The sequence below is a fragment of the Streptococcus oralis genome, from assembly GCF_001075875.1.
GTDB classification, from domain to species: domain Bacteria; phylum Bacillota; class Bacilli; order Lactobacillales; family Streptococcaceae; genus Streptococcus; species Streptococcus oralis_I.
Window position 1 is genome coordinate 1 of the sequence record NZ_JUOS01000066.1, and the last position, 18,564, is coordinate 18,564.

The window sequence follows — 18,564 nt, forward strand, 5'->3', positions numbered from 1 at the left end:
AAAAAGTTCAATCAGCTACCGCGTCAAAGTTTGATTGCTAATAAAAAGTGAGGTCAGGATTTTTTATCCCAACCTCATTTTAAATAGCTCTCCAATCATAAAGGAAGAGGCAGCTGCACCCTTGTACCTTGCTTCTTCCTTTTTGATATAGCGGGCCAGATTAACTAACTCTGGCGCAGGTGTTCTAGGATTCTTGAGGAGTTCAAGTGTGACTAGCCCTGAAAGTCGAACTGCAAGCAAGCGCTCATTGGTGTTGGGCAACTGCTTAGCAGTTTCTAGGAGTGCAGCCACTAAATCTTCACTCAAGTTTTGACGGGCATGATTGTAAAGGTCTCGTATCAAGGTTTCTAGGTTTGGTTCTTCCATACCTATCACCTCCATCTTTTCAGTTTAATAATTTTTGATCAAATCTACAGTAGAGCGATCTAATTTTTTAACCAAGGCTTGTAAGAAAGCTTGAGCTTCTAAGAAGTCATCCATGGCATAAAGTGTTTGGTGAGAGTGGATATAACGAGCGCAGACACCGATTGTTGTAGATGGAACACCACCATTTTTCAAATGAGCTGCTCCTGCATCTGTACCACCTTTTCCACAATAGTATTGGTATTTGATTCCAGCTTCTTCAGCAGTTGTCAAAAGGAAATCCTTCATGCCTGGGAGAAGCAAGTGACCTGGATCATAGAAACGAATCAAGGTTCCATCACCAATCTTACCTTGGCCACCATAAACATCACCAGCTGGTGAACAGTCAACTGCAAGAAATACTTCTGGATCAAATTTTGTTGTAGATGCATGGGCACCACGAAGTCCAACTTCTTCTTGGACATTGGCACCAAGATAAAGTTCATTTCCTAGTTTTTGACCTGACAAGTTTTCTGCCAATTCACTAACCATAAGCACACCGTAACGGTTGTCCCAAGCTTTTGAGATGATATTTTTTTCGTTAGCTGTTAGGATTGCGCTACTATCTGGAACGATTGTGTCCCCAGGACGGATACCATAACTTTCGGCCTCAGCCTTATCTGCAAAACCACCGTCAAAAACGATATCTGAAATAGCTGGCATAGTCGGTCCACCTGTGCCACGAGTCAAATGTGGAGGAACTGAACCTGAAATTACTGGAATCTCACGGCCTTCACGTGTAAAGAGTTTAAAACGTTGGCTGCTGACAACCATTGGGTTCCAACCACCAATGCTGACTACTCGGAAAGTCCCGTCTGCTTTGATTTCACTAACCATGAAACCAACTTCATCCATGTGAGAGGCTACCAAAACACGAGGTGCATTCGCAACTTCTGAATGTTTGATACCAAAAATACCACCCAAGCCATCAGTCACAACTTCATCCACGTGAGGTGTTAATTTTTCACGAAGATAAGCGCGAACAGGTGCTTCATGACCTGAGATAGCGGAAAGTTCTGTTACTTCTTTGATTTTAGAAAATAATATTGTCATTTCTATCCCTTCTTTCTTTCAACCATTTTACCACTTTTTATAGGAGAAGGGTAGTGGGAATCAACATTTTACCAAGTAACTTACTCTTATAACAATAAAAGAATCACAAATGTGATCCTTCTTCTCTTGTATTCCGCTTTAATGAAAAGTAGTCTGGTACTGGATCTTTACCCGTTTCAGACCAAGGATGGCAACGTAATATCCTAGCCAAACCCATCAAAACACCCTTAAAGCCATGTTTTTCAATAGCCTGAATCATATAGTTTGAACAACTAGGTTCAAATCTGCAAGAGGCTGGAAAGGCTGGTGAGATAAAGCGTTGGTAAAAGCGCACTGGCGCAATTAAGATTTTTTTCATTATTTATTATTTGTTACAGCCATGGTGTGTAGCTGGCTGATTTCTTTTTTATTGAGACGACGTGCTTCTCCTGGACGAAGTCCTGTCAAGTCTAAATGTCCAAAACGTGTTCGAGACAACTTATCCACTTGGAGCCCAACTGCTTCAAACATTTTTTTGACCTGGTGATTGCGTCCTTCATGAATGGTTAGCTGGACAACCGAACGGTTTTTTACTGGATCTACTTTGAGAATTTCGTAGACGGCTGGCTTGGTTTTCTTGCCTTCAATTTCAACGCCTCGAGTCAAAGGACGGAGGTTTTCTTTGTTGGCAATCCCTTTAACACGCGCAACATAGACCTTATCAATCTCATTTCTAGGGTGAATCATCTCATCTGTAAAGTCCCCATCGTTGGTCAAAATCAAGACTCCAGATGTATCCCAGTCCAAGCGTCCCACAGGGTAGATGCGCTCTTTAACATTAGGCAAGAGATCCACAACAGTCTTGCGGCCCTTGTCATCCGTTACACTGGAAATCACACCACGTGGTTTATTAAGCAGATAATAGACCTTTTCTTCGTTGTAGATGGGTTGACCTTCAACTTCGACCTTGTCGCCTGACTTGATAGTCGTCGCTAATTCACGTACCACTTGGCCGTTAACCGTCACCAAGCCTTGCTTGATCAACTCTTCTGCTTTTCTCCTACTGGCCACACCTGCGTGGGCAATATATTTATTGATTCTCATCTTCTTCTATCCTTTCACCAAATAATTGGCTTTCTTGAGCTTGAATGTCAAGCTCATTTATCACTGGCAATTCTTCCAGATGATTAATACCCATGTAATCTAGGAAATAATCCGTAGTTACATAGAGATTAGGGCGACCCAAAACCTCTTTTTTCCCGTCTTCCTTTATCAGATCAAAAGCCTGCAACTTTGCCAAGGCTCCACTTGAATTAACCCCACGGATGGCATCGATTTCTATCCGTGTGATAGGCTGCTTATAAGCAATGATGGACAAGGTTTCTAGCGCAGCTCGAGATAGACTCTGGTTGATGGGCGCCTTAGAATATTCTTTCAAAATAGCTGCAAATTGAGGCTTGGTTACCAATCTGTAGGCACCACCTGTCTCAATCAAGGCTAAACTGGAATCCTGGTCTTTTTCATACTTTTGGACTAACTTTTCTAAGCTTTGCTGAATCCCAGTCGGTGGCAAAGAAAGGAGTTCAGCCAACTGGCGAATCCTTATCCCCTCTTCACCCGCTACAAACAAGAGCGCTTCTATTTCTGCTAAAGTACTCATATTTCCTCTCTATCAAGCCTGACTTTGTTCTACTTGATTTTCGTCTTTCTTTTTCATGAGATAGATATCTCCAAAGCTCTCTTTTTGGATTAAGAGAATTTCTTGAGTTTTAATCAACTCCAAGGTCGCTAAAAAGAGCGTGATGACCTCTTGTAAATCCTTGGTTTCTTTAAACAAATCTTGCAAGCGCAATTGTTGACCTTCAACCAAGGCTTCTCGGACGATAATCATCATATCCTCGATCTTATACTCATCTCGTAAAATGGTTGTATGATTTTGCGAGAATTCTTCTTTTTTCTTGGAAAGCAAGTTTGAAAAGGCTAAGAAAAGATCAATCGTCGTCTTATCATGCACAAGTTCAGCATCCTCATAAATCAACTCTGTCGGCGCTTTTGAGTAATATTGAGCTCGCTCTTGGTGTTTCACTTCCAACTGCTCTCCCAAAAGTTTAAACTTGCGGTATTCTTCGATTTGAGAAAGGAGGTCCTGCTCCAGGTCATCCTCTAAGTCTGTCACTTCTGCAACCTTGGGCAAGAGCTTACGACTCTTGATTAGCATGAGTTGACTAGCCATGACCATGTACTCACCTGCGACTTCCAAACGCATGGCTTGTAATGTCGAGATATAGGCTAGATATTGCTCGATAACCTCTGTAATCGGCACATCATAGATATCCATCTGGTACTTTGAAACCAAGTGCAAAAGAAGATCCAAAGGCCCTTCAAAATCTTTTAATTTAATATCCATTATCTATATTTTTCCAAGGTCATGACTGTCTTTAATCCTAATTTTTTAGCAATTTCGTACAAGTCAACCTTTTCTTCGATTTGTCTTAATATAAACTGTTCTCTCAATCCTTGGGCAGATAAGTCTGAAAAACCTTTTTCCTTTAGAAAGGCTTCTAACTGACGAAAGGCCCACTGACGGGAGTATGGCTTCCCAGCTTTTTCAAAGAGGTAGGTCTGCCCCATCAAGGGTTCTAACTCCCCAAGCAAGTTTGTGGAAAGGCTCAAGATTCTTTGTTGAGAAGCTTTATTGATTCTCAATACTTGAAAGTCTAGATTCACATCACTTGTTTTTAAGGCTAAAATTTCACTTGGTAAGAGGCCCAATTCAACTATCAGTAAGGCCAACAAGCGTCCCTCTGGATAGGCACTTTCTTGCCAGAAAGAACTGAGGTCTAAAAGTTCTGACTGAACTTGCTTTTTCTCAGCCTGTTTTGGTAATTCTAAACGATAAAAGGTACCAATTTCCCCCTTCTGGTATAAAAAATAAAGAAATTGATTACAAGCAGAAACCTTGCGCTTTTGGGCACTAACTTTAAAATTTGATAGTTGAGCTTGGTAGATTTTTAAACTTGTCTCAGAGATTCGTTCTTCAATCAAATCAAAAAACTGCTCCAAGTCATACTTATAGGATTGCTTAGAATTTACAGACAAACCTTGTTTTTCTTCTAAAAATGCTGAAATTCCTTCTCTCATTTGCTTCGAATCTCATATTCCTTACTAAAGTCATGCAAGAGAGCATTGACAGCCTTAAGGATTGACTTCCGTGTGATAATCCCTTGGAAAATACCATCCTTACCAACGACTGGTAGGAAAGACTCATCCACTAACTTATGCAAAACATCCGTCAATGTATAGTCTGGACTGACAACAGCTACGTCCTTCTTGGTCATGTGTACGATATCCGTATCTGACATGACTTCCTGACTCAAGCCCTGCTCCATCTGGTAGGCCAGAATGTCTCTAAGTCCAATGGTTCCGACAAATTCTTTCTCATCAGTCACTACTGGCACTCTGGTATAGGTCATCTGGCTAAGGAGGAGAGTTGCATGATCTGCATTGTGGGTATCAATGAGCACAGCCAAATTTTCAGCAGGAGTTAAAAAGGTTTCCTCTTGCTCCAGTAAAAACTGTTCAAACTCTTTGGCAATCATCGAGCAAACTCCTTGGATAAACCTGGATAGACCTCATGGTTACGTGTCAAAAAGTCCACTTTAAAGTAGCTATCATCAATCTCTACACGGGCATAGAGACATTCTCTGATGGTTCCACGTGGCTGACTGATAGAACCAGGATTTAGGAAGAGGGTCTTCCCTTCCATCCAAGCATTTGGAACATGCAAGTGCCCATAAAGACAGATATCTGCGTCTTCCTCTTGGGCCCAAAAATCAAGCTTTTGGAAATTGAAGTTAATATCAAACAAATGTCCATGAGTCTGGATAATCTTGGTAGGGCCCAGTTGAGTCACCAAACGTTCTGGATAATCTGAATAAAAGTCCATGTTTCCTCTGACTACTTGGATTCCTTCCCAGAGTGGTGAGTCTGGGCGAAGTTCCGAGTCACCATCGTGAAAAATAGCATCGACTTTCCCAAGATAGCGGTCACGGATTTCTTCTACAATCAAGCTATCTCCGTGGGAGTCACTCATTACAATGATGGTTTGCTTTGCCATGATGGAAATACCTCCAAAAGTTTCTTAACGGCTAAGGCACGGTGGGATTGACTATTTTTTTCTTCAAGGGTTAATTCGGCTGATGATTTGCCAGTTTCTCCTACTAAGAAGAGTGGATCATAACCAAAACCATTTTCACCCTTAGGTTCAAAGTTAATGTAACCTGGCCAGTCAGCTTCGACAACCAAGCTTTCCTTACCTGGGCTAGCCACGACCAGGGTTGTATGGAATTGAGCTGAACGGTCCTTGAGTTCAAAGACCATAGCTAATTCGTGCAAGAGTTTGGCGTTATTTTCTTGATCAGTTGCCCCTACTCCTGCGAAACGAGCTGACCAGACACCTGGTAGACCACCGAGGACATCGACTTTAAGACCAGAATCATCTGCTAGAACCATCTTTCCTGTTAATTTAGAGGTGGTTTCTGCCTTAAGGCGGGCATTTTCTTCAAAGGTCATACCTGTTTCGGCTACTTCAGGTAGGTCTGGATAATCATTTAGATTTTCTACGTCATAGCCCAGTTTGTCAAAGATAGCACGAAATTCCTTGGTCTTCCCCTCGTTACGAGTTGCAATCAGCAAGGTTTCTCTGACTTTATTTGTCTCGAAAAAGTCTTGAACATTGACTCCTTCTTTAGGCAATTCGACATGCAGAAGTTGGCCATTTTCAACTAAGAGCAAGGCACCTTGACGTTGAATAACTTCCAAGTTTCGGTCCGCTTCTTGGTTGAGAATATCTACCACAAAAGAGAGTAAGCGATAGGCTGAACCATATCGTAAAACAGTGACTGAAAGCGGAAATCCTCGCTCCTCATCTCGAAAGATTTTGGCTAAATCAAACAAAGGAAAATCTAACTCATCATCCGTCAAAGTCCGAATGCCACCAAAAACACTGTAGGATCCAACATACCAGTCTTGGTCATCCTTGTATTCATAAATTTTGTTTGTCATAATGTTACATGCTCCACATGAATCTCTTTTTCCAGCCATTCTGCTCCTATCTGGGCAAAACTTTGGCTATTTGCAGTTGTATAAAAACGATGTTGAAGGGGCGCCGCATCTCGGCTACGGTTAATCTCAAAGTAATTGAGCAAGACTGAGATATCACGTACACACTCAGCTCCGCTATCAATCAGCTGAACCTTAGGCCCCATGACATTTTGGATGATAGGTCTGAGGAGTGGATAATGAGTACAGCCCAAAATTAAGCTATCTACTTTTCCGACTAAGGGACGCAAGGTTTCATAAACGACTTTCTTGGTCACACTGGTCGATAGAGCACCTGACTCTACCAAGGGAGCAAACTTAGGGCAGGCCAAGCTTTCCACTTGTAAATCTGGGTCTAGATCATGAATCTTTTGTCGATAAATATCTGATTTTACCGTCATCGGGGTTCCAATCACACCGATCTTCCCACCTTGACTCGCTTTGATAGCTGCTGAAGCACCAGGCAAAATCACACCCAATACCGGAATATCCAACTTAGCTTTAATCTCTTCCCAGACGACTGCCGTTGCTGTATTACAAGCAATAACAATCATCTTAACATCCTTGGTCAAAAGAAAGTTGACCAGTTGCCAAGTATATTCACGAATCTGCTCAGCAGGACGGGGACCATAAGGAGCCCGTGCCGAATCTCCAATATAGACGATTTCTTCATGGGGAAGCTGGCGCATGAGTTCACGTACAACCGTCAAACCTCCAACGCCCGAATCCAAAAAACCAATCGGTCGATTATCCATACAGTCTTCTTTCTAGTATTTTTTTCTGATTGATAGTTCATTATTATTCATTTCTTCCTGAAATTGCTGACAGAATGGGTAGCTCCCCACTGTCTCCCTCTTAATCATAATCAATTATCAATAGAATGCAAGGAAAAAGTCTTGTCTCTAAATATCAGTCAAACATAGTGAGAAGTCTGGAACTTTCATCCCAGACTTTTCCTATTTATTTCTTTTTATTGTTAGCAAGGGCTGCTTTTTGTTGGCGAATGATTTGGTGGTAAACTTGTTGTACTTTAGCTTCACTTGGCTTTTGACCGTTTGCACTCAACAGAGTACGAACTGCTTCTGCGTTCAAACGTGGGTTATCCGCAAATTCTTTTTCGATTTGCTTGCGCACCAAGTACATACCTCCAAGAGCTCCTCCTAGAAAAGCCAAAAGAATCAATACAATTGCTAAAATAAGGTTCATTACATTTCTCCTGTTTCTTTTTGAATCTTCTATATTATACCATAAAGTCCTACGCCTGACTAGTTTGAGTTACGCTTTCATAAGGGTTGGTAATTACTCAGATTATTTTTTATCTCTGATCTTTTTCAATAGAATTAAAAAGAACTAAAATTTGGTAAAATAAGGTCATTTTTCCTGAAAGCCCTTGCAATAGTTTTGTTTATTTGTTATATTAAGATTATCTGAAAAAATCACACATATTTCTGCAAGACTTATTTTTTCAAAAGAAAATGTATGCGCTTACAGATTTAAGAAAGGAGAATTTTGTGGATAAGAGATATTGGGAAAAATCCTGTAAGTATAGCATCCGCAAACTAAGTGTCGGAGCTGCCTCTGTTTTACTTGGTGCTGTTTTTTTAGCAGCACAGGGTGTAGCCGCTGATGGTGTCGAGATTCCGGAAAGTGAGGCAACCATTACTGAAACCTCTGCTAAACCGGATACCAAAGTTGAGGAAGTTGTTACTTCTAACACAGAGACTCAGCCTGTAGCTGAATCAGCTGAAAAGCAAACAAACCCAGGGACAGAACTACCTCAAACTAGTAGTCAGTCAGAGACAAGTGCTACTACCGCCCCTGCTGACAATAAGGAGAGCGAGAAACCAGAACTTCCTGTGAACAAGCAAGAACATTACGAATTACATTACAACCAACCAACTGCTCCTTCCTATGATGGATGGGAAAAACAAGCCCTCCCAGTCGGAAATGGGGAAATGGGTGCCAAGATTTTCGGACTCATCGGTGAAGAAAGAATCCAGTACAACGAAAAAACACTTTGGTCTGGAGGCCCACAACCTGATAGTCAAGACTACAACGGAGGAAACTACAAGGACCGCTACAAAGTCTTAGCCGAAATTCGTAAGGCCTTAGAAGACGGTGACCGTCAAAAAGCCAAACAACTAGCAGAGAGAAATTTGGTTGGGCCAAACAATGCCCAATACGGTCGCTACCTAGCCTTCGGTGATATCTTCATGGTCTTTAATAACCAGAAGAAGGGCTTGGAAAATGTTACTGACTATCACCGTGGCTTAGATATTTCTGAAGCTATCACAACTACCTCTTATACTCAAGATGGGACAAGTTTCAAACGAGAAACCTTCTCTAGTTACCCAGATGACGTCACTGTTACCCATTTGACCAAAAAGGGAGATAAGACGCTTGATTTTACTCTTTGGAATAGCTTGACTGAAGATTTGATTGCTAATGGAGATTATTCTTGGGAGAATTCTAAATACAAACAAGGGACTGTTAGCGTTGATTCTAATGGTATTTTGCTCAAGGGAACTGTCAAAGATAATGGTCTGAAATTTGCTTCCTATCTTGGTATCAAGACTGACGGACAAGTCACTGCTCAAGATGGTTATTTGACTGTCACTGGAGCCAGTTATGCAACACTGCTACTCAGTGCCAAGACTAATTTTGCTCAAAATCCAAAAACTAATTATCGCAAGGATATTGACGTAGAGAAAACTGTCAAATCTATCGTAGATGCTGCCAAGGCAAAAGACTATGAAACTCTGAAAAATGAACACATCAAGGACTATCAAAGTCTTTTCAACCGTGTCCAATTAAACCTCGGAGGTAGCAAGTCTAATCAAACTACAAAAGAAGCTCTTCAAACCTATAATCCAACAAAAGGGCAAAAACTAGAAGAACTCTTCTTCCAATACGGACGTTATCTACTGATCAGTTCTTCTCGTAACCGGACAGATGCCCTCCCTGCCAACTTGCAAGGAGTCTGGAATGCTGTAGATAATCCACCTTGGAACTCAGACTACCACCTCAATGTCAACCTACAAATGAACTACTGGCCTGCCTACATGAGTAATCTCGCAGAAACGGCTAAGCCAATGATTAATTATATTGATGACATGCGTTACTATGGCCGTATCGCTGCTAAAGAATATGCCGGTATCGAATCCAAAGAAGGTCAAGAAAATGGATGGCTGGTTCATACTCAGGCGACACCATTTGGCTGGACTACTCCTGGTTGGAACTACTATTGGGGCTGGTCTCCTGCTGCCAATGCTTGGATGATGCAAAACGTCTATGACTACTACAAATTCACCAAGGATGAAACTTATCTTAAGGAAAAGATTTATCCAATGCTCAAGGAAACTGCCAAGTTCTGGAATTCCTTCTTGCACTACGACAAGGCTAGTGACCGTTGGGTTTCTTCTCCATCTTACTCGCCAGAACATGGAACCATCACGATTGGGAATACCTTTGACCAATCTCTAGTTTGGCAGTTATTCCACGACTATATGGAAGCAGCCAATCATCTGAAGGTCGACCAAGATTTGGTGACAGAAGTGAAGGCTAAATTTGACAAGCTCAAACCACTTCACATCAACCAAGACGGCCGTATCAAGGAATGGTACGAAGAAGACAGCCCGCAATTCACCAACGAAGGCATTGAAAACCATCACCGCCACGTTTCTCATCTGGTTGGACTCTTCCCAGGTACTCTATTTGGCAAGGATCAACCTGAATATCTAGAAGCTGCACGCGCAACCCTAAACCACCGTGGAGATGGTGGAACTGGTTGGTCTAAGGCCAATAAAATCAATCTCTGGGCTCGTCTCCTAGATGGAAATCGTGCCCACCGTTTGTTGGCAGAACAGCTCAGATCTTCAACCCTAGAAAACCTCTGGGATACCCACGCGCCTTTCCAAATTGATGGGAACTTTGGCGCAACCAGCGGTATGGCAGAAATGCTCCTTCAGTCTCACACAGGCTACATTGCCCCATTACCAGCCCTTCCAGATGCTTGGAAAGACGGTCAAGTCTCAGGCTTAGTCGCTCGTGGTAACTTTGAAGTCAGCATGAAATGGAAAGAGAAAAATCTTGAAACGCTGTCCTTCCTTTCTAATGTGGGTGGAGACTTAGTCGTAGACTATCCAAATATCGAATCTAGTATTATCAAGATTAATGGCAAGGAAGTTCAAGCTAGTCGCCTCAAAGATAACCGTATCCAACTTGCGACTCAAAAAGGTGATGTTATTACCTTTGAAAACTTCCCTGGAAGAGTGACTCGCTTATCAGCCCTTCGAAAAGATTCCGTCACAGCTGTACTCGACTTTAATACAGTTGAGGGAGCAACTCATTATGTCATCCGACGAGAAAGCAAGGATGAAAACAGCCAAACTCCTAGCGTTCGTGAGTTTACAACCAATCAAACTCGTTTTATCGACCGTTCTATTGATTCAAGCCACGCTTATACATACACGGTTCAAGCAGTTTTGGGAGTACGCTCAACACCAGTTTCAGACTTTGCCTCCATCGATGCCTTCAGTGAGTTGATGGATGACCGTGACAAGCGCATCCAGTACGGCTCTGCTTATGGAAACTGGGCTGACTCAGAACTCTTTGGTAGAACAGAGAAATACGCCGATATCTCAAATGGAAATTACTCCGATAAGGATGCGACTGCAACTATTCCATTCAATGGTCCTGGTATTGAAATCTACGGACTCAAGTCATCTCAATTGGGACTTGCTGACGTTAAAATCGATGGTAAATCTGTTGGAGAACTTGACTTCTATACAGCAGGAGCAACTGAAAAAGGTGTCCTAATCGGTCGTTATACAAATCTTTCTTCAGGTTCTCACCTCATGACCATCACTGTTAAGCGCGAGCACAAAGGACGTACAAACGAGCGTGCAAAAATTTCTCTCGATTACTTCAAAGTCTTCCCAGGCCAAGGAGTAACTGTTGAGAAAATCGACGACCGTGACCCTCGTATCCAGTATGGTTCCATGTTTAAGGATTGGAGCGATGCAGAACTCTATGCTTCTACAGAAAAATACGCTGACATCAACGCTGATGCTAGTCTCGCTTCTGAAGCCACTGCAACTATCCCATTCTCTGGAACAGGTATCCGAATCTATGGATTAAAAACGGCATCACTAGGCAAGGCACTTGTCACACTGGATGGAAAAGAGATGCCAGCTCTTGACTTCTACACTCCAGGAGCGACTGAAAAAGGAGCTTTGATTGGTGAATTCACCAATCTAGCTGATGGTGAGCACGTCCTAACTTTGAAAGTAGACCCAGATTCTCCAGAAGGGCGTAAGAAAATCTCTCTTGATTCCTTTGATATCTTAAAGGCACTATCTGTGTCTCTCGATAGTCCAAGCCTTGATCCTATTAAGTCCAAAGATAAGACTGTTACCTTAACTCTACCAACTGGTAATTGGGATGGAGTCGCTGTCACTTTCCCTGGTATCAAAGATCCTCTTCTACTCAGAAAAGTCGATGATGACCATCTTGTCACATCAGGTGAACAAACTGTTCTAACCATTAAGGATAACAAGGTCCAACTAGACATTCCTGAAACTACAGATCGTAAAGCTGGCAATCCGATAGAAGCTTATGCTATCCAAGGAAAAACAATAAGCAGCTCTGTTGTAACAGTATTTCCTAAGGATGAAACCAGTCCAGTGGAAGAAAAAATTCAAACAAGTAAAGGGGATGAGCCTGCTCCAGTAGTAACCATTCCTGAGTACACAAATCCTATTGGTACTGCTGGGGATCAGGAAGCACCTACTGTGGAAATTCCTGAATACACCGGTCCTATCGGAACTGCTGGGGATCAAGAAGCACCTACCGTGGAAAGACCTGAATACACTGGTCCTATCGGAACTGCTGGGGATCAGGAGGCACCTACTGTGGAAAGACCTGAATACACTGGTCCTATCGGAACTGTTGGTGACCAGAAAGCACCTACTGTGGAAAGGCCTGAATATACCAAACCTATTGGAACAGGTAGTGGTCAAGCCGCGCCAAGTAACACAGTTCCTGAGTTTAAACTCAAAGTATTGAAAGACAAGACTACAAGAGTTCAAGTTATTAGCGGAACAACTGAACTAGGAGGCGCAAGCTACCTCGATAGTCAAAAAGTTGAAAACAAAGAACTCTTGGGCAAGAAATACGATGCTTACACTCTTCAACTCAAGGATAAAGATGGACAGCCAGTTCAACCAAAAGGTGCTGTACTCGTTCGACTACCAATTTCAGGTGATGTTCAAGAACTCTATCAATTAACTTCAACAAGTGAATTAAAACCACAAGAATTCACCATTCGAGATGGTATGATTGAGTTTATTACTTTTGACGTGAGCACCTATGCTATTGTTTACAAGACAGAAGGCTCAACTATTAAACCTGTCCCAGCTCATACAGGAGACAAAAAGGTAGAAACCACAAAACCATTGGTTGAAAGTAATGAAGCCAATGATCAGGTCTCTACGAATGACAAACAACTCCCAGCCACAGGTGAACAAGCTAGCCCTCTCCTCTTTATGGCAAGTCTCAGCCTAGCCTTATCGGCTACCTTCTTACTAAAAGGTAAGAAAGATTAATACTCTTCGAAAATCAAATTCAAACCACGTCAGCTTCGTCTTGCCGTACTAAAGTACAGCCTGCGGCTCGCTTCCTAGTTTGCTCTTTGATTTTCATTGAGTATAAATATTGTCCCCCTAGGAATATAAATTTATTCCGCTATAAAAAGGATGGAAAATCATTCCATCCTTTTTCAATTTCAATAATATACTACAAACCAAATCCTGTTCACATCTTTTGAAAATGATTTGATGGGGTAGATTATCGATAGAACAAGTCTTGATGTTCTATCGTTTTTTATAATCACTACTTCCGTTTTCTCGCGATTAGATGAATCGGTGTTCCTTCAAAGACAAAGGTCTTGCGGATTTGATTTTCGAAGAGCATAAATCAATGCCTTCCGCCTTTAGATTTCCCTAACTCCCGTCTCAAACGAAACATTTTTTTGAAGAAGATGTAGTCTAGCCAGTCAATGCTTAGAGATAGGACTATCAACAGCAACCAAACACCCCAAGCACTCGTATCTGATACATGTTTCAGAACAAGAGGGAAAAATAAGAATGAAAAAATTGTCAAATCTAGGCTAAATAGAGCTAAAAGGGAAAAATAAATCCAGTAGAAATAGTAGATGATGGGGAAAAACTTACTGTTTCTATCAGCATTGTCTATCCAATAGAAAAAGCAAAAGCAAGGAAATAAGAGTATCAATTGATTAAACGACAGTTTCATTATCGACACCTCTTTTCGATAGCGTTTTCTTTAGCTTCATTCTATCAAAAAAATCTGGAAATATCCTTCCAGATTCTACTTTTTTATTTACGTTTTCTTGCGATGAGATGGATTGGAGTTCCCTCAAATACAAAGGCCTTGCGGATTTGATTTTCCAAGAAACGCAGGTAAGAAAAGTGCATGAGTTCTTCTTCGTTGACAAAGATAACAAAGGTTGGTGGTTTGGTTGCCACTTGGGTCGCATAGAAAATCTTGAGGCGTTTCCCTTTGTCTGTCGGTGTTGGATTGATGGCGATAGCATCCATAATGACATCATTCAAGACAGCTGATGGGATACGGGTATTTTGACTTTCACTGATTTGCTTGATCATCTCAGGCAACTTGTGGAGACGTTGCTTGGTCAAAGCTGAAACAAAGATAATCGGTGCATAAGGCAGATACTGGAACTGCTCACGGATATCCTCTTCCCAGTTTTTCATGGTGTGGTTATCTTTTTCAAGGGTATCCCACTTGTTAACTACGATGATCATCCCTTTACCAGCTTCGTGGGCAAATCCAGCGATACGCTTGTCATACTCACGAATACCTTCCTCGGCATTGAGGACCATTAGAACTACATCTGAACGGTCAATGGCACGCATAGCACGCATAACTGAGTATTTCTCAGTATTTTCATAGACTTTACCAGACTTACGCATACCAGCCGTGTCAATCATGGTAAACTCTTGGCCGTCAGCATCTGTAAAATGGGTATCAATGGCATCACGAGTGGTACCAGCGACAGGGCTGGCAATGACGCGATCTTCTCCCAAAATGGCATTAATCAAGCTAGATTTTCCAACATTTGGACGACCAATCAAGCTGAATTTAATAACATCTGGATTTTCTTCTTCAACTTCATGTGGGAGATTTTCGACGATGGCGTCTAATACATCCCCTGTACCAATCCCGTGCACAGATGAGATTGGTAGTGGTTCGCCCAAGCCCAGAGCATAGAAATCATAGATATCATTTCGCATCTCTGGATTGTCAACCTTGTTAACGGCTAGGATAACTGGTTTATGAGTTTTATAAAGTTTACGGGCAACGTATTCGTCCGCATCTGTAATTCCCTCTTTTCCAGACACGACAAAGACGATAACATCTGCTTCTTCCATGGCAATTTCTGCCTGGTGCTTGATTTGTTCCATGAAAGGCGCATCGACATCATCGATACCCCCAGTATCAATCATACTAAAAGAACGGTTAAGCCACTCACCCGTGGCATAGATACGATCTCGCGTTACACCTTCAACATCTTCTACGATTGAGATGCGCTCTCCCGCGATACGGTTAAATAGGGTTGATTTCCCAACATTGGGACGCCCTACAATGGCAACAGTTGGTAAGGCCATGTTTTCTCACTTTCTACAATAACTTCTTCTGCTCAAGATTTTCTCGAGTCGAGCTTGGTTCTGGATTGCCGAATTGCTCTGCCAAACGTTGACTCCAAGTTGTAGTCGCACGCGCACCTGCATATTCAGTCTGTACACGGTCATAGGCTTCAATAGCCTCAGTTGACTGTTCTTGGTATTCTTCCTCAAAGACAACATTCTCTAGTGGCAATCTTGGTTTTACATCATGCTTTTGATTTGGAACACCTAGTGCAATCCCAAAGACTGGATAGGTATAGTCAGGAAGCTTAAACAATTCTGCTAATTCAACAGACTTGTAACGCACCAAACCGATAATCACTCCACCGTAGCCTAGGCTTTCTGCCGCAAGCAAGGTATTTTGCCCAGCAAGCGCAGCATCTACTGAAGTGATGAGGAGTCCTTCCACCCCTTGAGGTTGGAAAACATCCGTATGGAGACGAGCCCCTTTTTCTGCACGGTTTAGGTCACCGACAAAGAGGAGAAAGGCTGCAGACTGGCGAATCGCTTCCTGAGGAACTAGCTCAAATAAGGCATCCTTCTTTTCTTGGCTTCTTACAACAATCACAGAATAAGATTGGAAGTTTTTCCAAGAAGAGGCCATTTGTGCGGCAGTTAAAATTTCAGTTAGGTCAGCTTGAGGAATTTCTTGTTCCTTAAAGCGACGTACTGAAGAGTGGGACTTCATTAATGTTGTAGTTTCTGTCATCGACGGTTTTCTCCTTTTAGTTGTGTTTCTTCAGCAAGGTAACGGATACGTTCCATGACACGTCTGGCTTCCCAAGTTTCGTCATTTCCGTTCTTGCCTTTTGCAAAATGTTTTTCCAAATCTTCAAAATTGAAGTTTGAAGTAAAGAAAGTCGGTAAATCTTCCTGCATGCGATACTGAAGAATCACCTGCAAGATTTCATCACGGACCCACGGTGTTGATTGCTCAGCACCGATATCATCCAAAATCAGAACTTCTGCCAGCTTGATTTCATCTACCAAGGTTTTGACAGAGCCATCCCCAATAGCATTTTTGACATCAATGACAAAGCTCGGATAGTGGAGCAGAGTTGTAGATACTCCACGTTTTTCAGATAAATCATGAGCCAGGGCTGCTGCCATAAAACTCTTACCAACTCCAAAATCCCCATATAAATAAAGACCTTTTCGGATAGTTGGATATTGTTCCACAAAAGCTAGGAGCTTTTCAAAAACAGGCAAGCGTCCAAGGTCGTCCAAATCAACTTGAGCTAGACTGGCTTTTTTGAGGCTAGCTGGAAGATTGATTAGCTTGAGACGATTTTTAATCGCCGCTTCTTTTTCTGCCGCGATTAGCTCCGGAGTTTCCTCATAAGAGACATCTGCATAGCCATGGTTCATGACTAGGATAGGCTTGTAGCCACGCGCGATATAGTCTGTATCTCCTCGGAGGAACTTATCTCTCTCAGTGATATATTGGTTAAACTTGGAAATACTTCGGTTCAACTCCTCCTGACTGAGAGATTCTTTCTGGATAAAGGCCGCAACATCAGGGTCTTTCACAATTTGCTGGACCAAATCCTGATACTGAAATCGGCTTGGTTGACGCTTGAGTACGTCTCCGACACTTTCCATCTAGTCTCCTCCTTTTTCTAATCGAGCTAACATTTCTTTTTTCTTACGTTCTAGTTCTAAGCGAGTTTCTTCGCTGGTTTCATTCTTATATTCAGGATTGCTCCATTTAGGCACATTGGTTTTTGCTGGGGCAGTCTGATTCTGCTTTTGCGTTTTTGCTTTTTGGCCACGTTCACGAATACGGAGGACAGCCTCCTCGGCACTACGAATATTTTGATAGGCGTAGTCATTAGCCACCTTCATGGCGTATTTTTCATTGATATTGGCTGAATCAACCTTATTAAAGGTCAGGAGCAGGATAACATTGATCACTTCATCCAGCAAACCCAAGGCTGCCATCTGCTGGAGCAGGTCCCGTTCAGTTTGGGTAATACTTCCTTTGCGGGTCTGCTTGATTTCAGCAAGGAACTGTAAGGCTGTCTTTCTCTTAGCCTCTCGGATAATGGTTGCCTCCTTGGGACTAAAGTCAGAAGTCACAGGCTTTTGCGCTATCTTTTCACGGATGCGTTTGACAGAAATCACTTGCGACACTGCTGTCGCTTTGGCTACTTGATAAGTTTCAAACCAGGTCCACTTTTGCTCGTCTGCTATTGCAAACAAGCCCAAAACATCCGAAGTCTCATCTTGAAAGCGAAGACCATCACGGGCCATGAGCTGACGGAAATGCTCCAAATCAAAATCATCTACTGCAGGCTGACTGCTAGAGGTTTCTTGACTCGCAGACTCGGATAACTGAGGGAAGATTTGATTCAAGGCCACCGAGATAGGTTCCCCTTCAACACTTTCCTGTCTCATGGCTGCAACCGCACTATCCCCAATCATTTTTTCTAACAAGGTCCGATAAACTGTATGTTGTAAAAATTCTTGAGTTGATAAGGGAGAATGGAGTAACAAATTATAGGTATCCCCCTGCTGATAGAGGGTCACCAATTTCATGGCTGTCAGAGTTTTAAAAGCCTTTAAAAGACTATCCATCCCGAAATTCAGATGATTGAGCATGGCTGCAAAGAGATGTTCCTTTTGACCACCATCCCAAAAAGTCACAGCATAAAGATAGAGGCTCAGCGCCTCCTGACCGATAATCGGGAGGTAGCACTGCACCATTGATGAGGTATCTTGCGACACCCGATTATTCTTTACAAAAGAAAAACGGTCATTTGGCTTCATTTATTTTTCCTTTTTCTTTTTAGAGGATTGTGTGATCTGCTGGAGTAGGCTTTCAAGCTCACTCACATCCTTAAAGCTACGGTAAACGCTGGCAAAACGTACATAAGTAATCTCATCTAACTCTGCCAACTCTTCCATAACCAAAGAGCCAATAACCTCACTCTGAATTTCATTTTCATTGCGACTACGGAGTTTTTGTTCGATGCGATTGACCACCATGCCAATCTCATCACTAGACACTGGACGTTTCTGGGCTGAGCGAATAATCCCGTTAAAGATTTTATCTCTTGAAAATTGTTCCCGTGTACCATCTTTTTTGACCACAACCAGCGTTCTCTCTTCAACACGTTCATAGGTTGTAAAACGATGCTGGCACTCTTCACACTCACGTCTTCTTCTGATTGTATTTCCTTCTTCAGCCTGGCGACTATCGATCACACTTGATTTTGTAGCGCCACATTTTGGACAACGCATGCCTTTCCCTCCTTGTCGTTTTCTTTTCATTATACCATTTTTTAAGAGATTCCCAAAATAA

Annotated in this window: 19 protein-coding genes; 1 reads left to right on the plus strand and 18 read right to left on the minus strand. The window is 42.2% G+C overall.

What is annotated here, in order from left to right; translation table 11 throughout:
* Window positions 1–63 precede the first annotated feature (63 nt).
* From ADM33_RS03750 to ADM33_RS03805, 12 genes are all read right to left on the minus strand, one after another.
* A complete protein-coding gene (locus ADM33_RS03750) occupies window positions 64–366 on the minus strand; it encodes an enterocin immunity protein (protein ID WP_049503233.1) in 303 nt (100 codons plus the stop codon).
* A 24-nt stretch (window positions 367–390) separates the two neighbouring features.
* On the minus strand, window positions 391–1,455 hold the full coding sequence (gene pepA, locus ADM33_RS03755) for a glutamyl aminopeptidase (protein ID WP_049503234.1): 1,065 nt from the start codon (window positions 1,453–1,455) through the stop codon (window positions 391–393).
* A gap of 103 nt (window positions 1,456–1,558) precedes the next feature.
* The gene (gene yidD, locus ADM33_RS03760) at window positions 1,559–1,813 is read right to left on the minus strand and encodes a membrane protein insertion efficiency factor YidD (protein WP_049503235.1); all 255 of its coding nucleotides are present in this window, start codon (window positions 1,811–1,813) and stop codon (window positions 1,559–1,561) included.
* Window positions 1,813–2,538: a pseudouridine synthase gene (locus ADM33_RS03765; RefSeq protein WP_049503236.1), complete on the minus strand. Its 726-nt coding sequence runs from the start codon at window positions 2,536–2,538 to the stop codon at window positions 1,813–1,815. The genes yidD and ADM33_RS03765 overlap by 1 nt, the downstream gene beginning before the upstream one ends.
* Window positions 2,525–3,094, minus strand: coding sequence for an SMC-Scp complex subunit ScpB (gene scpB, locus ADM33_RS03770; protein WP_049503237.1), 570 nt, complete (start codon window positions 3,092–3,094; stop codon window positions 2,525–2,527). The genes ADM33_RS03765 and scpB overlap by 14 nt, the downstream gene beginning before the upstream one ends.
* 12 nt (window positions 3,095–3,106) lie before the next feature.
* The gene (locus ADM33_RS03775; RefSeq protein WP_049503238.1) at window positions 3,107–3,841 is read right to left on the minus strand and encodes a segregation/condensation protein A; all 735 of its coding nucleotides are present in this window, start codon (window positions 3,839–3,841) and stop codon (window positions 3,107–3,109) included.
* Window positions 3,841–4,575 carry a site-specific tyrosine recombinase XerD gene (gene xerD / locus ADM33_RS03780; protein WP_049503239.1) on the minus strand — a complete coding sequence of 245 codons (735 nt, stop codon included), beginning with the start codon at window positions 4,573–4,575 and terminating at the stop codon, window positions 3,841–3,843. Before xerD ends, ADM33_RS03775 begins: the two co-directional genes overlap by 1 nt.
* Window positions 4,572–5,033, minus strand: coding sequence for a cyclic-di-AMP-binding protein CbpB (cbpB, locus tag ADM33_RS03785; protein WP_049503240.1), 462 nt, complete (start codon window positions 5,031–5,033; stop codon window positions 4,572–4,574). Before cbpB ends, xerD begins: the two co-directional genes overlap by 4 nt.
* On the minus strand, window positions 5,030–5,551 hold the full coding sequence (locus tag ADM33_RS03790) for a metallophosphoesterase (protein WP_004251713.1): 522 nt from the start codon (window positions 5,549–5,551) through the stop codon (window positions 5,030–5,032). Before ADM33_RS03790 ends, cbpB begins: the two co-directional genes overlap by 4 nt.
* A complete protein-coding gene (locus ADM33_RS03795; RefSeq protein WP_049503241.1) occupies window positions 5,527–6,498 on the minus strand; it encodes a nucleoside-triphosphate diphosphatase in 972 nt (323 codons plus the stop codon). The genes ADM33_RS03790 and ADM33_RS03795 overlap by 25 nt, the downstream gene beginning before the upstream one ends.
* Window positions 6,495–7,289 (minus strand): glutamate racemase, encoded by a 795-nt coding sequence (racE, locus tag ADM33_RS03800; protein WP_049503242.1) that lies wholly within the window; start codon window positions 7,287–7,289, stop codon window positions 6,495–6,497. Before racE ends, ADM33_RS03795 begins: the two co-directional genes overlap by 4 nt.
* A gap of 205 nt (window positions 7,290–7,494) precedes the next feature.
* On the minus strand, window positions 7,495–7,740 hold the full coding sequence (locus ADM33_RS03805) for a YneF family protein (protein WP_001048970.1): 246 nt from the start codon (window positions 7,738–7,740) through the stop codon (window positions 7,495–7,497).
* 305 nt (window positions 7,741–8,045) lie between these two features.
* Between ADM33_RS03805 and ADM33_RS10835 the strand changes: the two genes are divergently transcribed.
* On the plus strand, window positions 8,046–13,139 hold the full coding sequence (locus ADM33_RS10835; protein WP_080982687.1) for an SIALI-17 repeat-containing surface protein: 5,094 nt from the start codon (window positions 8,046–8,048) through the stop codon (window positions 13,137–13,139).
* A 370-nt stretch (window positions 13,140–13,509) separates the two neighbouring features.
* Here ADM33_RS10835 and ADM33_RS11705 read toward each other — a convergent pair whose 3' ends face one another.
* The 6 genes from ADM33_RS11705 to nrdR form a co-directional block, all read right to left on the minus strand.
* Window positions 13,510–13,848: a hypothetical protein gene (locus ADM33_RS11705; RefSeq protein WP_049503243.1), complete on the minus strand. Its 339-nt coding sequence runs from the start codon at window positions 13,846–13,848 to the stop codon at window positions 13,510–13,512.
* A gap of 83 nt (window positions 13,849–13,931) precedes the next feature.
* Window positions 13,932–15,242, minus strand: coding sequence for a ribosome biogenesis GTPase Der (der, locus tag ADM33_RS03820; protein ID WP_045762664.1), 1,311 nt, complete (start codon window positions 15,240–15,242; stop codon window positions 13,932–13,934).
* 13 nt (window positions 15,243–15,255) lie between these two features.
* Complete coding sequence (locus ADM33_RS03825) at window positions 15,256–15,969, minus strand: NADPH-dependent oxidoreductase (protein ID WP_049503244.1); 714 nt, start codon at window positions 15,967–15,969, stop codon at window positions 15,256–15,258.
* Window positions 15,966–16,862, minus strand: a complete 897-nt coding sequence (gene dnaI / locus ADM33_RS03830; RefSeq protein WP_049503245.1) for a primosomal protein DnaI — start codon at window positions 16,860–16,862, stop codon at window positions 15,966–15,968. The genes ADM33_RS03825 and dnaI overlap by 4 nt, the downstream gene beginning before the upstream one ends.
* Window positions 16,863–18,029: a DnaD domain protein gene (locus ADM33_RS03835; RefSeq protein ID WP_049503246.1), complete on the minus strand. Its 1,167-nt coding sequence runs from the start codon at window positions 18,027–18,029 to the stop codon at window positions 16,863–16,865.
* Complete coding sequence (nrdR, locus tag ADM33_RS03840) at window positions 18,030–18,503, minus strand: transcriptional regulator NrdR (RefSeq protein WP_001203674.1); 474 nt, start codon at window positions 18,501–18,503, stop codon at window positions 18,030–18,032.
* Window positions 18,504–18,564: the final 61 nt, after the last annotated feature.

Bases quoted from the DNA above. Each gene is read 5' to 3' on its own strand.
- ADM33_RS03750 (WP_049503233.1), bottom strand. From the start codon at position 366: ATGGAAGAACCAAACCTAGAAACCTTGATACGAGACCTTTACAATCAT.
- pepA (WP_049503234.1), bottom strand. From the start codon at position 1,455: ATGACAATATTATTTTCTAAAATCAAAGAAGTAACAGAACTTTCCGCT.
- yidD (WP_049503235.1), bottom strand. From the start codon at position 1,813: ATGAAAAAAATCTTAATTGCGCCAGTGCGCTTTTACCAACGCTTTATC.
- ADM33_RS03765 (WP_049503236.1), bottom strand. From the start codon at position 2,538: ATGAGAATCAATAAATATATTGCCCACGCAGGTGTGGCCAGTAGGAGA.
- scpB (WP_049503237.1), bottom strand. From the start codon at position 3,094: ATGAGTACTTTAGCAGAAATAGAAGCGCTCTTGTTTGTAGCGGGTGAA.
- ADM33_RS03775 (WP_049503238.1), bottom strand. From the start codon at position 3,841: ATGGATATTAAATTAAAAGATTTTGAAGGGCCTTTGGATCTTCTTTTG.
- xerD (WP_049503239.1), bottom strand. From the start codon at position 4,575: ATGAGAGAAGGAATTTCAGCATTTTTAGAAGAAAAACAAGGTTTGTCT.
- cbpB (WP_049503240.1), bottom strand. From the start codon at position 5,033: ATGATTGCCAAAGAGTTTGAACAGTTTTTACTGGAGCAAGAGGAAACC.
- ADM33_RS03790 (WP_004251713.1), bottom strand. From the start codon at position 5,551: ATGGCAAAGCAAACCATCATTGTAATGAGTGACTCCCACGGAGATAGC.
- ADM33_RS03795 (WP_049503241.1), bottom strand. From the start codon at position 6,498: ATGACAAACAAAATTTATGAATACAAGGATGACCAAGACTGGTATGTT.
- racE (WP_049503242.1), bottom strand. From the start codon at position 7,289: ATGGATAATCGACCGATTGGTTTTTTGGATTCGGGCGTTGGAGGTTTG.
- ADM33_RS03805 (WP_001048970.1), bottom strand. From the start codon at position 7,740: ATGAACCTTATTTTAGCAATTGTATTGATTCTTTTGGCTTTTCTAGGA.
- ADM33_RS11705 (WP_049503243.1), bottom strand. From the start codon at position 13,848: ATGAAACTGTCGTTTAATCAATTGATACTCTTATTTCCTTGCTTTTGC.
- der (WP_045762664.1), bottom strand. From the start codon at position 15,242: ATGGCCTTACCAACTGTTGCCATTGTAGGGCGTCCCAATGTTGGGAAA.
- ADM33_RS03825 (WP_049503244.1), bottom strand. From the start codon at position 15,969: ATGACAGAAACTACAACATTAATGAAGTCCCACTCTTCAGTACGTCGC.
- dnaI (WP_049503245.1), bottom strand. From the start codon at position 16,862: ATGGAAAGTGTCGGAGACGTACTCAAGCGTCAACCAAGCCGATTTCAG.
- ADM33_RS03835 (WP_049503246.1), bottom strand. From the start codon at position 18,029: ATGAAGCCAAATGACCGTTTTTCTTTTGTAAAGAATAATCGGGTGTCG.
- nrdR (WP_001203674.1), bottom strand. From the start codon at position 18,503: ATGCGTTGTCCAAAATGTGGCGCTACAAAATCAAGTGTGATCGATAGT.